14 protein-coding genes are annotated in these 13,417 nt (G+C 46.3%); 7 read left to right on the forward strand and 7 right to left on the reverse strand.

Features of this window, described 5'->3' with window-relative positions:
• Window positions 1-106 precede the first annotated feature (106 nt).
• The 3 genes from QUB14_RS15860 to QUB14_RS15870 are packed head-to-tail and all read right to left on the reverse strand — an operon-like array spanning window position 107 to window position 837.
• A complete protein-coding gene (locus QUB14_RS15860) occupies window positions 107-331 on the reverse strand; it encodes a helix-turn-helix transcriptional regulator (protein WP_333036912.1) in 225 nt (74 codons plus the stop codon).
• A 29-nt stretch (window positions 332-360) separates the two neighbouring features.
• Window positions 361-624 (reverse strand): hypothetical protein, encoded by a 264-nt coding sequence (locus QUB14_RS15865; RefSeq protein WP_333217868.1) that lies wholly within the window; start codon window positions 622-624, stop codon window positions 361-363.
• Window positions 625-627: 3 nt separating this feature from the next.
• Window positions 628-837 (reverse strand): hypothetical protein, encoded by a 210-nt coding sequence (locus tag QUB14_RS15870; RefSeq protein WP_333217869.1) that lies wholly within the window; start codon window positions 835-837, stop codon window positions 628-630.
• Between the two features lie 617 nt (window positions 838-1,454).
• Between QUB14_RS15870 and QUB14_RS15875 the strand changes: the two genes are divergently transcribed.
• A complete protein-coding gene (locus QUB14_RS15875) occupies window positions 1,455-2,174 on the forward strand; it encodes a hypothetical protein (RefSeq protein ID WP_333217870.1) in 720 nt (239 codons plus the stop codon).
• A 421-nt stretch (window positions 2,175-2,595) separates the two neighbouring features.
• Here QUB14_RS15875 and recA read toward each other — a convergent pair whose 3' ends face one another.
• Window positions 2,596-3,723 carry a recombinase RecA gene (gene recA, locus QUB14_RS15880; RefSeq protein WP_199292592.1) on the reverse strand — a complete coding sequence of 376 codons (1,128 nt, stop codon included), beginning with the start codon at window positions 3,721-3,723 and terminating at the stop codon, window positions 2,596-2,598.
• 318 nt (window positions 3,724-4,041) lie between these two features.
• Here recA and QUB14_RS15885 point away from each other — a divergent pair, with 318 nt between their 5' ends.
• Both QUB14_RS15885 and QUB14_RS15890 read left to right on the forward strand, forming a co-directional pair.
• A complete protein-coding gene (locus QUB14_RS15885; RefSeq protein WP_333217871.1) occupies window positions 4,042-5,658 on the forward strand; it encodes a glycosyltransferase family 39 protein in 1,617 nt (538 codons plus the stop codon).
• Window positions 5,659-5,888: 230 nt separating this feature from the next.
• Entirely contained in the window at window positions 5,889-7,412 is a 1,524-nt protein-coding gene (locus tag QUB14_RS15890; RefSeq protein ID WP_333217872.1) for a peptide ligase PGM1-related protein, read from the forward strand.
• A 107-nt stretch (window positions 7,413-7,519) separates the two neighbouring features.
• Here QUB14_RS15890 and lepB read toward each other — a convergent pair whose 3' ends face one another.
• A complete protein-coding gene (gene lepB, locus QUB14_RS15895) occupies window positions 7,520-8,128 on the reverse strand; it encodes a signal peptidase I (protein WP_333217873.1) in 609 nt (202 codons plus the stop codon).
• 89 nt (window positions 8,129-8,217) lie between these two features.
• On the opposite strand from lepB, the gene QUB14_RS15900 reads away from it, so the two are divergent.
• The 3 genes from QUB14_RS15900 to QUB14_RS15910 all read left to right on the forward strand — a co-directional run bounded on the left by QUB14_RS15900 (window position 8,218) and on the right by QUB14_RS15910 (window position 10,270).
• Window positions 8,218-9,540, forward strand: coding sequence for a dihydroorotase (locus QUB14_RS15900; protein WP_333217874.1), 1,323 nt, complete (start codon window positions 8,218-8,220; stop codon window positions 9,538-9,540).
• A 61-nt stretch (window positions 9,541-9,601) separates the two neighbouring features.
• Complete coding sequence (locus tag QUB14_RS15905; RefSeq protein WP_190660053.1) at window positions 9,602-9,928, forward strand: DUF433 domain-containing protein; 327 nt, start codon at window positions 9,602-9,604, stop codon at window positions 9,926-9,928.
• A gap of 3 nt (window positions 9,929-9,931) precedes the next feature.
• Window positions 9,932-10,270: a DUF5615 family PIN-like protein gene (locus QUB14_RS15910; RefSeq protein WP_333217875.1), complete on the forward strand. Its 339-nt coding sequence runs from the start codon at window positions 9,932-9,934 to the stop codon at window positions 10,268-10,270.
• A 61-nt stretch (window positions 10,271-10,331) separates the two neighbouring features.
• On the opposite strand, the gene tsaE is transcribed toward QUB14_RS15910, so the two are convergent.
• Window positions 10,332-10,781: a tRNA (adenosine(37)-N6)-threonylcarbamoyltransferase complex ATPase subunit type 1 TsaE gene (gene tsaE / locus QUB14_RS15915; protein WP_333217876.1), complete on the reverse strand. Its 450-nt coding sequence runs from the start codon at window positions 10,779-10,781 to the stop codon at window positions 10,332-10,334.
• A 120-nt stretch (window positions 10,782-10,901) separates the two neighbouring features.
• A complete protein-coding gene (locus QUB14_RS15920; RefSeq protein WP_190660056.1) occupies window positions 10,902-12,302 on the reverse strand; it encodes a gluconeogenesis factor YvcK family protein in 1,401 nt (466 codons plus the stop codon).
• A gap of 164 nt (window positions 12,303-12,466) precedes the next feature.
• Here QUB14_RS15920 and QUB14_RS15925 point away from each other — a divergent pair, with 164 nt between their 5' ends.
• Window positions 12,467-13,249 carry an ATP-binding cassette domain-containing protein gene (locus tag QUB14_RS15925; RefSeq protein WP_190660058.1) on the forward strand — a complete coding sequence of 261 codons (783 nt, stop codon included), beginning with the start codon at window positions 12,467-12,469 and terminating at the stop codon, window positions 13,247-13,249.
• The last annotated feature ends 168 nt before the right edge of the window (window positions 13,250-13,417 follow it).

Here is a 13,417-nt window from a genome sequence, read left to right on the forward strand (position 1 = left end):
CGCATCCAAATAAGAACGGGCAAGATGCCCGTTCCACAAGAAGATTGAATTTTTGTGGAACGGGCATCTTGCCCGTTCTTAATATCTGAGGCACCCTACTTATTTATTAGTCCCAGAGCAAATTTTCTTGGATCAGCAGTGCAATCATCGCAGTTCTGGAACAAACACCGAGTTTGATAAAAATCCGCCTCACGTAAGTAGCAACCGTCCAGTGACTGATATTTAAATTTTTGGCAATACATTTGTTGGGCAGGCCTTGGGCTACTAATTGCGCGATCGCTCTTTCCCGTGGGCTCAGGCTAATTTCCGGTTTGTAACTTTTGCTTTGCATACTTTTGCAGTGAGGTAACGAGTGAAAATCTAATCAATTAAGGGTAGAATTCTGAGTTTCTCTCGAACTTCAGATAAAGGAGTTTCCCAATCAGATGCAACGTCCCAGTCAATTAACCGAGTGGCTAATTTTCCGTATTTTAAGCCTTTGATAATTTGTCCGATCGCGCAACTTGACCCGCCGATCAGTCCAACTAACACTAAAATCGCACAGGAAGGACGAAATACTTGAGCGCGAGTAAACGCTTGAAGTACCAATTCATCTTCTGTTGAAGCTGAAAGACCCGTCAGCACCGGTTAAACGTCGTGGTTTCGCTGAATCCAGTCTCCCGATGCGATCGGCTCAAAGCCTTGTTCGTCTAGAAATCGCGCCACTTCGCACCCTAATGTTCCTGTTGGCAGTTGGCGCAATTTTGCCAAGTCTATTTCCAAATGTCGATCGCTCTCAATTTGAGGATTAATTGTTTGAGCCATCTTTAATATAACTTCCAATTGACCGTCACCCATAATTTATTCTCCCTTCAAAAATGATTTAAGTTTCGAGCCAATTAATTTGTGTTTTTCAAGTTCATTTTTGCGCTGAATCAAGACGACTTTTTTTACCTACTCAGCTTAAAAATTGTACTTTCTGTCAAACCAATCGGCTATCAGGAGCTTTTACACTTCTTTACAAACATTTTTAGATGTGAAATCTGCTACCTGTAAAAATCTCCTTAGTTTTTCTACTCGCAACTTGACCCACCGGGAAGTATAAGTAAAATCCACAGTATTTAGCGAGGATTGGAACTCCCTTACTTACGTATATAAATTTATTCTGCCGATAATTATTGGAACTTGCAATGAGTCAGAAGTTGAAGCTTGCAGGCCTCGTGATGCAGGTGCATACAAGTGAAGAGAGTTGAAGGGAGCTGAAGCAAGGTGAAGTTATGCAGAGTTGATTTTTAGGAATTACGCAGTAGTCCCAATCCCCTGTGGTTGCCGAATTTGTAGTGGCAATCATGGGGGATTGCCCGTATGTCGTTAGAATGTCGCTCAAATGAGTGACACTCATGTGAGCGACTGGGCAAGTATTTTCACCAACAGCTATAAATAAAGTAGAGATTCATATCATACAAGGTGTTGCTGTGAAAAAACTTTACATTTTGTTGTCCACAGGAGTTCTGTCATTAATTTGGTGCGGTGCTGCTAGCGCTACGACTTATGTTAACCCTAACGGTAAAACTACTTTAAACCTGTCAGAAAAAGGGAACAATCCCAGAGGTTTTTACTTGACCAAAGTAGGCAATCGGAATTTTTTGGGCAACATTCAAATTACCCGTTCCGAAGGAGCAGCAGGCTCTTACTATTACAATGGGACTTTCAAAGACAGTACGACCGGCCCTGGCCAAAAAATTGTTTGTTCTGGGGATATTACCATTGTTAGGCGTCAAGTTGGAAGGAGCAGCCAATTGGGAGCCGAAGTTACTTGGAAGGTGAAAGGAGGAGAAAATTGTCCTTCTACTGGCCAGACATTTAAAGTAAATTTAGTCGAATCTTTACCGCGTCCTAATGCAAGTGGCGACTATACTTCTAGCAATTCTAATACTTGGTTGACTGAAACTGCTGGTTCTGCAACTTGGCCTGCTTGGCGAGTCACGTCGCGAGATGGACAACTAAACTGCCGCAAGACGCCAAACGGAGCAATTCAACAAGTTTACCGCGCTGATAGAGATACAATTGCTGCTGAACTCAGGGGAGTAAATGCGATTACGGTGGCGAACGGTCAACCCTGGTTGCAGACAAGACAAGGCTGTTATGTGCGCGCTAATTCTCAATACGTTCAGCCCGTTTCTATGCCTGAATAAGTGATAGTAAGTAGGGAGCATTTCAATGAAAGCAGCCAAGCTAAAAATTGGAGCCAGGAGCCAGGAGCTAGGAGCCAGGAGGAAAGAGGAAGAAGGAAGAAGGAAGGAGCCAGAAGAAGTGTTTTTACAAATATGAGAGGCTCCCAGTAAGTAATTCCCAAATCTAAAATGGTATAATATCAAATCCGTTAGCATCGGAATAGTAAATTCGAGTTCACTGTTGACGGTTGACTGTTCACGGCGTCAACAGTCAACAGTCAACAGTCAACCGTCAACATCATTCCGGTGTAACCGGAAATGATATAACCTGCATATCTTTGAGGACAAAAGCACAAAAGTAGGTTGGGTTTCTCTACGTTCAACCAACCTACTTTTACTAATGACTAATCACTAATGACTAATCGCTAAATCACTACAAAAGTTAGACTTCTTCCAACTCTTCTACATCCTGAACGTCATCAATATCCTCATCCTCATCATCAACATCAAGATCGACCGGAGCGACAGAATTAGCAGAAACCACAGCTCCCGTATCAAGTTTTTCCCGCACTAACTTCTCGATCTCATTTTTAAATTCGGTATTTTCCTCCATGTGCCGAATTACGTTGTCGCGTCCTTGAGCAATGTTGTCGCCCTTGTAGCTGTACCAAGAACCTTTCTTAGTAATTACTCCCATTTCATCGGCCAAGTCAGTCAGACAGCCTAAAGTAGAAATGCCTTTGCCAAATACAATGTCAAATTCGGCAATACGGAAAGGCGGAGCAACTTTATTTTTAGCAACTTTAACTTTAGTGCGGTTGCCGTATTCTTCTGTACCTTTTTTCAAGCTTTGAATGCGGCGAATGTCAAGCCGCACGCTGGCGTAGAATTTGAGTGCGTTACCGCCGGTTGTGGTTTCGGGGTTGCCGTAAGTTACGCCGATTTTCTGCCGCAATTGGTTGAGGAAAATGACGGTACAGCCGGATTTGCCGATGTTGCCGGTGATTTTCCGCAAAGCTTGGCTCATCAAGCGCGCTTGCAAACCCATGTGGGAGTCGCCCATGTCGCCTTCGATTTCGGCGCGGGGGACGAGGGCGGCTACGGAGTCAATTACTACGATATCGACGGCGACGGAACGCACGAGTTGATCGACTATTTCTAGGGCCATTTCGCCGGTATCCGGCTGGGAAACTAAGAGATTTTCAATATCGACGCCTAAAGCTGAGGCGTAGGTGGGATCGAGGGCGTGTTCGGCATCGACGAAGGCTGCGATACCCCCGGATTTTTGGACTTCGGAGATCGCGTGGAGGGCCAGAGTGGTTTTACCGGAACTTTCCGGGCCGTAAATTTCAATGACTCGGCCTTTTGGCAAACCGCCGCCCAAAGCAATGTCCAGTGTCAGGGCTCCGGTGGGAATGGTTTCTACCCTCATGCGAGTGGAGTCTCCCAATCGGACGATCGCCCCTTTGCCAAAGCTGCGCTCGATTTGGGAGAGTACGGAAGTTAGAGCTTTTTGCTTTTCTGAGTTTTCAGTGGAAGTTTTTATAGACGTTTCTTTTGATTTTGCCATTTGCGGTACGCGGGTAGACCCCTTGCGGAGCTTGTTGATTAACTGTACAACACGTATGTTAGCAGTTATTTTTGGGGTCTGGAGGTTCTGGGAGGATCTGGCTGAAGATTCTTGATTTTGGGGGTGGTTGAGCCTGAGCCAGCTTTCAGAAGGCTCTAATCGAGAAGATATTCGGCATCCGGCAGAGGGTAGAATTATTGTCTGTTGGGGGATGTAGTTGGTATCGATCGCTCTGGGAGTGAGGTTTAAGATGGGCTACAGTTCCAAATTCCGTGAAGCGTAGCTATCCCGGAGGGAATCGCCACAATTAGGACAAGCATGGGATCTACAACACATCAAGACACATCTGTTAATACCAAAAATTCCCGCTGGCTGATGAACTTATTGGCGATCGGCATTTTACTTGGTATCGGATTTCGGTTTTTTGAGATCGATCGCAAACTATACTGGCACGACGAAGCTTACACATCAATCCGCGCCGCTGGTTTCACCCGCCAAGAAATTGACGACGAACTATTCCAAAACCGGATTGTTCCCGCACCTGAATTGCAAAAATATCAGCGGATTAAACCGGGAAGTACAGAAGCAGATACAATTCGTTCTTTAGCACTAGAAGACCCGCAGCATCCGCCTTTATACTTTCTCATGGCCCGTTGGTGGATGCAGCAATTTGGCAGTTCTCTAGCAGCATCTCGCAGTTTGCCAGCACTATTGAGTTTGCTGTCGTTGCCTTTGATGTACGCGTTAGCTCAGGAACTTTTCGCCTCGAATTTGGCTGCGTTATTAGCAACAGCACTTTTGGCTTTATCTCCCTTTGACATATTGTTTGCTCAGACAGCAAGGCAGTACAGTTTGCTGACAGCCACAGTTATTGGCAGCAGTTGGCTGCTGCTAAGAGCAGTGCGGTTGCGGGGTTGGCAAGATTGGGCGTGTTATTCGCTGGCGATCGTCGTTGGTTTCTACACTCACCCTTTCTTCAGTTTAACACTCATTGGACACGGAGTTTTTATAATTACTTACTGGTTGTTTGTCAAAAAAACAAAATTGCCAGGTCATGTAACTAATTCCCAATTTTTCTTAGCCGTAACAGCAGCTTTAATATTGTATCTTCCGTGGATTTACGTGCTGGCAACCAACCTGGGACGAGCATCAGCTACGACAGATTGGACGCGAGTATCTCCGGGTTGGCTGTATCTTGTCAAATTGTGGACACTCAGTTTTACAGCCTTATTTTTTGACTTCGACTTCGGGTTTGATAATATTTGGACTTATCTGCTGAGATTGCCATTTTTGCTATTAATTGCGGCAGCCCTTTACACAATCTGTCGCAGGGTTAGCACTTCTACTTGGCTGTTTATTGTAACATCAATTTTGGTACCTTTTTTGATACTGGCATTACCGGATCTAATTCTAGGTGGCAAACGTTCTGCCGTCAGCCGCTATCTGATTTCCTGCTTTCCGGGAGTGCAGCTAGCAGTTGCTTACTTGCTCGCGAGTAACGTGAAAACTCAGCAGCGGTTGTGGCAAGTCATTTTAGCCTTGGTATTTACAGCAAGTGTAGCCTCCTGTACAGTTAGCGCTTTTTATGATACTTGGTGGAGCAAAGACTTGAGCTATTTTAATGCTGAAGTTGCGAAAATTATTAACAAAGAGGTGATAGCTAATCGATCCATTAAAGATACAATTGTAATTAGCGATCGCGGCAACGATTTTACTAACATGGGAGATTTGCTTTCTCTGAGTTATTTGCTCGACAAAGAAGTGAGGCTGATGCTGCTGAGCCAGTCGCCAGATATGGAAATGCTGAACAAATATTCGGCTCCCCTGGTGTTGGGCCCTTCGGAAAAATTGCGATCGGCACTCAAGCAAAATCAACGCCGCCTAGAGCCGATATTGGAGTATGCCAGACTTTTTCGAGCGCGGCGAGCTTCTTAGAGCAGCTTGACAGAAATGGACGATCGTCCCGGGTAGGGTGCGTCCGAAAAAACTGTTTGAATTGCCTCAAATATTTCGACTGACGCACCTTAAATCACTATGGGGGCATTTTTGTCAATATTCCCGGTAAAGTGCGTCCGAAAAAAAACTGTGTGAGTTGTCTCAACTATGGGGGCTGACACACTTGACATCATCAGCCATAATTATTTGAATACTTAGGATAAAACGCCATGCAAGAGTTAAATAATTCATCTTCCGAATCCGCACAGCAATTTCGCAATCTGCAGACAGAATTACGCGAACGTTGGGGAGGAATCGAAGACTTCGACAGCGGAGATTGTGACATTATTATCATTCCTTCTCTCAGCTTAGATCAGAAAGAAATGCAGAAAGTTGAGGGTGTTTACCACTACGAAGAGCGGCATTTATTTTCATTGATTCGCCTGCGAAATCCCCGCACGCGCTTAATTTACATTACCTCGGAACCCTTGCACCCGATGATTGTGGATTATTACCTGCAATTGCTGCCGGGAATTCCATTTTCTCACGCGCGCGATCGGCTTTTGCTGTTCAGTGCTTACGATGCTTCTGCCAAATCCCTCACCCAGAAAATTTTAGACCGTCCCCGCTTGATGGAGCGCATTCGTCAAGCAGCGCGGCCGACAAAATCTTATATGGTTTGTTATAACTCGACGCCCTTAGAACGCGAGTTATCTGTTAAATTGGGGATTCCTTTGTGGGCTAGCGATCCCGATCTGTTATACTGGGGAACAAAAAGCGGCAGCAGGCAAATTTTTAAAGAATGTGGCGTGCCTTATCCTGACGGTTCCGAGTTGGTTTTTAATGCGGAAGAGTTAGCAGAAGCTACGGCCGCGTTGTGGGAACGGCAGCCGCATTTGCAGCGGATGGTAATTAAGTTAAATGAAGGTTTTTCGGGGGAAGGGAATGCAATTTTAGATCTGAAGCCCCTCGCAGGTAAAGCGCCTACAGAAAGAGCGAAGGCAATTGGCGATAGCTTCCATAATTTGCGCTTTCAAGCAACGGGCGAAACCTGGGAAAATTTTAGCAGCCGCATTCCCGAATTAGGGGCAATTGCCGAAGCATTTATCGAAGGAGAAGAAAAGTTCTCGCCCAGCGTTCAAGGCAGAATTGTTCCCAGCGGCGAAGTAGAAATTCTCTCAACCCACGACCAAATTTTAGGAGGCCCAGACGGTCAAATTTTCTTGGGTTGCCGATTCCCTGCGGACGAATCTTATCGAATAGCGTTGCAGGAATTGGGATGGAAAGTAGGGCAAAACTTAGCTAAAAAAGGGGCTTTAGAGAGATTTGGAGTAGATTTTCTCGCGGTAAAGCAATCCGATGGCAAATGGGATATGCAAGCAATAGAAATTAACTTGCGGAAAGGAGGCACAACTCATCCGTTTATGGCGCTGAAGCTGTTAACAAATGGTCGGTACGAACGTTCGACAGGATTATTTTACAGCCAGCAGGGCCGTCCGAAATATTATGTCGCTTCGGACAATTTGAAAAAAGAGCGCTATCGGGGGTTATTACCGAACGATTTGATGGATATTATTGCTGACAATCAACTGCACTTTGACACGGGTACTGAGACGGGGAGTGTGTTTCATTTAATGGGCTGTTTGTCCGAGTTTGGCAAAGTGGGATTGACGAGTATCGGCAATTCGCCGCAACAAGCTGAGGAGATGTATAACAAAGTTGTGAAAGTTCTCGATCGCGAAACGTCGTACTAAATCTGCTCGAATGGCAGCACGATCGGAAGTTAAGCCAGTTTTAAATTTTGACCTTCATTAATCTGTAGTAGTAAGGTGCGCCTAGCGCACCCTACTGAAGGTTGTAGCTAATTTTTAGCGGGATAAAGGGGCGTGGGGTCGATCGAACCTGTGCGGTTGAGTGGCCAAAAACGGACAATTGCCCTACCGATGATATTTTGCTTGGGTACAAAGCCCCAGTAATGACTGTCACAGCTTGCGTTGCGGTTGTCGCCGAGCACCAAGTAAGAATTTGGAGCTACAACTACAGGCCCGTAGGGATACTGCGGAATTTCTTCAATATATTTTTCCTGTAGCGGCTGCTTATTAATAAAAACTTTTCCCTCTTTGACTTCCACATTGTCCCCCGGCAGTCCGATCACTCGCTTGATATAGGCATCTTTTATCGGTGGCGGCTGTCCCGTACACAAACTAGCCGGGTCAGGAGGCATAAATACGATAATATCTCCTCGCTGGGGGTCTTGGAATCGATAGCTTACCTTATCTATAATTAATCGATCGTTAATTTGTAAGGTTGGAAGCATCGAGCCGGTGGGAATGTAGCGAGCTTCGGCAACCAGGGTGCGGATACCAAAGGCTAAAAAGGCTGCTAAGCCGATCGTCTTAATTCCTTCGATCCAAGGATTTTCGGTGTCTTGCGGGGATTTTTCGTCGGCTGACTTGTCTAGACGAGTCATAGGGTATTGTAGTGACTGAGCTGGATACTAATTATAAACTTAATAATGCTTCCATGCTAGCACGCTGTTTACTCAATTAATGATATCTTATGACTCCCAAATCAAGTTTGTTAATCCGTCGCGCTCGCATTCTTTTGCCCAATGGTGAGTTTTTGGTAGGAGATGTGCAAATCTGCGATCGCCAAATTGTCAAGGTTGCTGCGGAAATTGTCGAATCGGGCGATCGAGAAATAGATGCCAAAGGCTTAACTCTGTTACCCGGAGTAATTGATCCCCAGGTACACTTCCGGGAACCGGGTTTAGAACACAAGGAAGACTTATTTACCGCTAGCTGTGCTTGCGCTAAAGGCGGCGTGACATCGTTTCTGGAAATGCCGAATACGCGACCTCTGACCACAACCCAAGCTGCCTTAGATGATAAACTAAGTCGTGCTGCCGAGAAGTGTTTGGTGAATTACGGCTTTTTTATTGGTGCAACGCCCGAGAATTTGCCGGATTTGTTGACTGCGAATCCGACTCCGGGAATTAAGGTGTTTATGGGTTCGATGCACGGTCAGCTTTTGGTCGATGGAGAAGCAACTTTAGAGGCGATTTTTGCTGCAGGCGATCGACTAATTGCCGTGCACGCAGAAGACCAAGCTAGAATCAATCAGAGGCGTCAGGAATTTGCCGGGATTTCTGATGTTGCAGTGCACTCCCAAATTCAAGACAATCAAGCAGCTTTATTTGCAACTCAACTAGCAGTAAAACTTTCTAATAAATATCAGCGCCGACTGCACATTCTGCACCTTTCAACGGGGGATGAAGCTGAGTTTTTGCGCCAGGAAAAACCGAGTTGGGTGACAGCAGAAGTTACGCCGCAGCATTTGTTGTTAAATACCAGCGCCTATCAAAAAATTGGCAGTTTAGCTCAGATGAATCCGCCTTTGCGCGAGCCCCGCGATAACGAAATACTTTGGCAAGCTTTACTCGACGGCGTAATTGATTTTATCGCCACCGACCACGCGCCGCACACATTAGCAGAAAAAGCTCAAGAATATCCAAATACGCCGTCGGGAATGCCAGGAGTGGAAACTTCTTTGCCTTTGATGCTGACGCAAGCAGTGGAGGGAAGATGTACAGTTGCTCAAGTTGCTAATTGGATGTCGGCTGCAGTTGCTAAGGCTTATAAGATTCCGAACAAAGGGGCGATTGCTCCGGGTTTTGATGCCGATTTAGTCTTAGTTGATTTGGAGAAATACCGCCCGGTGGTCGGAGCAGAGATGGCGAGCAAGTGCGGCTGGAGTTCCTTTGAAGGTTGGAGTTTGACTGGGTGGCCAGTTGTGACTGTTGTTGGAGGAAAAGTTGTTTTTGAAAATGGTAAATTGGATACAAATGTGAGGGGAGAAGCCTTGACATTTGACGCTGAGTAAGCATGAATTTAACTCAAGTGTTATAATTGGGTATTCCTGCATCGCAAAGGCGATTTTACCCATGCTTCTTCAAGAACTAGAAACACAACTCCTGGCCTTAACTCCGACTGAGAAAGCTGAAGCCATCCGGCTTTTAACCCAAAGTTTAAGTAATAGCTGGCCAGGAATTACCAAAACTCCTGACGTGTGTGGTGGCGATGCTTGCATTGCCAAAACTCGCATCCCAGTTTGGCTGCTTGAAAGTTTTCGCCGTGAAGGTTCAAGCGATTCTGAACTTCTACAATTTTATCCCCATCTAAGCGCGGCCGATCTAGTCAATGTTTGGACTTATGCTGATGCACATCTGGAGGAAATCGAAGAAGCAATCTGCAAGAATGAGGAAGCCTGAGTCATGCTGAATTTGTATGCAGACGAACAATTTCCTTTGCCCGTTGTGCAATTGCTGCGCGCTTTTGGTCACAATATCCTGACTGTTCAGGAAGCAGGAAAAGCAGGACTTGGGATTCCAGATCCAGAGGTGCTAGCATTTGCTATAAGCAAAGATAGAGCTGTTTTGACATTAAATCGGTTTTATTTTATCGGACTGCACAACCGACAGCCCGACCACTCTGGTATTATTGTTTGTACCAAAAATCGGAATGTAGAAATGTTGGCAATACGCATCAATGATGCTATTGCTGGTGAAGAAAGTTTGAGAGGCAAATTAATTCGTGTCAACCGTCCGCAGTAAGTACGCGCGAGCGAAGCTATCTTCCCGCAGAGGTTCCCGAAGGGTAGGGAATCGCACTCGCTCAATTTTCCCATTGCCAATCCAATAACTCGCCATTACCAATTACTTCAGCTTGCCGCCCGTTATCGAGATAACTTAAAGAAATTTGCAAATAATTTTCTGGTTTGTACTGCAATCTTTCCGCCCATTCGATCGCCACAATTCCCAAATCCATTTCTAACCCGTCCCAATAAATTTCTAAGTGCAAAGCCTCCACTTCTTCGGGTTCCAGTCGATACAAATCTAGATGATACAGCGGAATTCGCCCTCCAAAATACTCGTTAATCAGCGTGAAAGTAGGACTTTCGATCGAGTCTGAGATTCCTAAACCTTCAGCGATGCCTTGAACCAAGGTAGTTTTGCCCGCACCTAAATCTCCTTGTAATAAGATTACAGTGCCGGCGGGGAGCGATCGACCTAACGCAACACCAAACTTGCGCGTAGCCTCAGAATCGGGAAGCAAAGTTTTCATTTCAATAATTAGTCATTAGTCATTTGTTATTTGTTATTTGTTACTCGCTGGCGGCGGCCAATAACCAATAACCAATAATATTAGTCAACAGTCAACAGTCAACAGTTAACAGTCAGCAGCTTAAATGTTCTGCGCCCGGCCGTACCAACGCAGCAACATCCCCGCCAACCTTTGCGAATTGTGGCGAATTAAACCCGTATTTTCATCTTCATCCATGACATTGGCGATGACAACTCGCCGCCCCAATTGCGTTACGGCTTCTCGATCGAGCACAACCGGATAAGAATTCTCCTGAGAATAGCGGATCAAAGCCTTTGCAGAAGGGACTTTTCCTTGAACTACTACAGCATCGAACAGCGGCCGGCCGCAAGCGCGGTCGATCGCCCGAATGTGGTCTGCAACACTGTATCCGTCAGTTTCCCCCGGCTGAGTCATAATATTGCACACATAAATGCGCGGAACTTCGCTGTTGGCGATCGCATCAGCAATTTCCGGCACCAACAAATTCGGAATAACACTCGTATAAAGACTCCCCGGCCCAATAATAATAAAATCCGCTTCCCGAAGACCTTCCACAGCCCTAGGTAATGCCGGAGGATTAGCAGGATTACAGCCTATTTTGAGGATTTGCCCGTTAGCTTTTGTAATGCTGGACTCCCCCTCAATCCTGCGGCCGTCAGCGAGTTCTGCCCACAAAGAAACATCGCTCAGAGTAGCCGGCAGCACCTCTCCCCTCACTGCTAAAACTTTAGAACTCGCCGCGATCGCCTGTTCCAAATCTCCAGCAATATCGCTCATCGCCGTCAAAAACAAATTCCCAAAACTGTGACCCACCAAACCGTCACCAGCCCGGAAACGATATTGAAATAACTCAGTCAATAACTTTTCCTCATCTGCCAAAGCAGCCAAACAATTGCGAATGTCTCCCGGCGGCAATACCCCAATTTCCCGCCGCAGCCGCCCGGAAGACCCGCCATCATCCGCCACCGTGACAATAGCAGTGATTTTGGCGCTGTAATCCTTCAATCCCCTGAGCAAATTAGAAAGGCCCGTACCGCCCCCAAGTGCCACAATTTTCGGGCCGCGGTGCAAGCGACGGTGGTTGAGGAGTCGATCGACCAATTCCTCATTCCCTTCGGGCATCAGCACTTGAGTAATAGAGTTCAAACTGCGAGTTTGCCCCCACAGAATTAACAAAATCCCGCCAGCAATGATGATCGGCCCCGACACGTAATTGGGAATAACTTCCGCAATCCACGCCAAAAAATTTCTCAACAATTGCAATAAGAAGAAAATGGGAGTCATCCCAGTCCAAATCGCTAAACCCAAAGTGGCAAGTACCACGCCGCTAGCACTAATCAGCAGCCACCGTTTCACTAACAGTCCGGGGGCTAACCACTTAAACCACTGGTGAACTCGCCCGTTCCGCAAAGAAGGGGGGTAAGGATTTCTGGATTGGGCAAAAACCTGCTTGGCTTTAGCCAAGACGCGGAGGGCTTTAGGAAGTGAACTAATTGACATGGTTAATTAGTCTTAAGGGTATTGGAACAGCTCGACCGGACAAATTTACAATACAAGAGAGTTTTGATTCTGGCAGTCAATTTAAGTAATTAGTGATTAGTCATGAGTCATGAGTCATTAGGTAGACTGATGACTGAGGACTCACAACTTATTGATAACATCCTATGGCAGAGCCACTAATCGAACTCAAGGGGGTAAGTAAGTCCTTCGGCCAGAACCCGATCCTCGATCGAGTCGATCTGAGGATTTATCGGGGAGAGGCCCTGGCAATTATTGGCCCTTCCGGGACGGGGAAATCTACGATTCTGCGGATAATTGCGGGTTTGTTGGCCCCGGATGCCGGTGAGGTTTTTGTTCAGGGACAGCGCAGGGTCGGATGGGTGGACGACGTGGCAGATCCGATCGGAATTGGGATGGTTTTTCAGCAAGCGGCTTTGTTTGATTCGCTGACGGTGGAGGAGAATGTCGGTTTTTTACTTTACCAGCATTCTAAGCTGCCGCGCCGCCGCATTCGGGAATTGGTTGAGGAAAAGTTGGAGATGGTGGGTTTGCCGCGAATTGGCGAACGCTATCCGGCGCAGTTGTCTGGGGGAATGAGGAAGCGGGTAAGTTTTGCCCGCGCTATCATGGCGAATCCTGATAATGACAGGGATAATCCAGAGGTTTTGCTGTACGACGAACCGACGGCGGGTTTAGATCCGATCGCTTCGACGGTAATTGAAGATTTAATCCGTGAGTTGCAGGCGGCTAACGGTGTTTGCAGCACTTATGCGATCGTCACTCACCAAGACAGTACCATCCGCCGCACTGCCGATCGCATCGTGTTTCTCTATCGAGGCAAAGTGCAGTGGGAGGGAACTGTCAATGACATTGCATCGACAGATAATTTACTGATCAGACAATTTTTTAGCGGCAGTGTTACTGGGCCAATTCCAGCGCTTGGATAGTCAATTGTCAGTTGCCAGTTGGTCGTGGTCAGTTGGCCGTGGTTAATTGTTTGTATTGTTGGGAGAGAGTATATGTCACAAACAAACTTTCAGAAGTTGTGCGATTCGTTGAAACGTGAATCACGGTGAAAGCCCGTACATAGCGTTTCCAGCCACAAGGCTGAACTC

It is taken from the genome of Microcoleus sp. B3-D2 (genome assembly GCF_036705345.1).
GTDB lineage: Bacteria > Cyanobacteriota > Cyanobacteriia > Cyanobacteriales > Microcoleaceae > Microcoleus.

Excerpts from the sequence above, each read along its gene's own strand:
- QUB14_RS15860 (WP_333036912.1), bottom strand. The coding sequence starts at position 331 with ATGCAAAGCAAAAGTTACAAACCGGAAATTAGCCTGAGCCCACGGGAA.
- QUB14_RS15870 (WP_333217869.1), bottom strand. The coding sequence starts at position 837 with ATGGGTGACGGTCAATTGGAAGTTATATTAAAGATGGCTCAAACAATT.
- recA (WP_199292592.1), bottom strand. The coding sequence starts at position 3,723 with ATGGCAAAATCAAAAGAAACGTCTATAAAAACTTCCACTGAAAACTCA.
- QUB14_RS15885 (WP_333217871.1), top strand. The coding sequence starts at position 4,042 with ATGGGATCTACAACACATCAAGACACATCTGTTAATACCAAAAATTCC.
- QUB14_RS15890 (WP_333217872.1), top strand. The coding sequence starts at position 5,889 with ATGCAAGAGTTAAATAATTCATCTTCCGAATCCGCACAGCAATTTCGC.
- lepB (WP_333217873.1), bottom strand. The coding sequence starts at position 8,128 with ATGACTCGTCTAGACAAGTCAGCCGACGAAAAATCCCCGCAAGACACC.
- QUB14_RS15900 (WP_333217874.1), top strand. The coding sequence starts at position 8,218 with ATGACTCCCAAATCAAGTTTGTTAATCCGTCGCGCTCGCATTCTTTTG.
- QUB14_RS15905 (WP_190660053.1), top strand. The coding sequence starts at position 9,602 with ATGCTTCTTCAAGAACTAGAAACACAACTCCTGGCCTTAACTCCGACT.
- QUB14_RS15910 (WP_333217875.1), top strand. The coding sequence starts at position 9,932 with ATGCTGAATTTGTATGCAGACGAACAATTTCCTTTGCCCGTTGTGCAA.
- tsaE (WP_333217876.1), bottom strand. The coding sequence starts at position 10,781 with ATGAAAACTTTGCTTCCCGATTCTGAGGCTACGCGCAAGTTTGGTGTT.
- QUB14_RS15920 (WP_190660056.1), bottom strand. The coding sequence starts at position 12,302 with ATGTCAATTAGTTCACTTCCTAAAGCCCTCCGCGTCTTGGCTAAAGCC.
- QUB14_RS15925 (WP_190660058.1), top strand. The coding sequence starts at position 12,467 with ATGGCAGAGCCACTAATCGAACTCAAGGGGGTAAGTAAGTCCTTCGGC.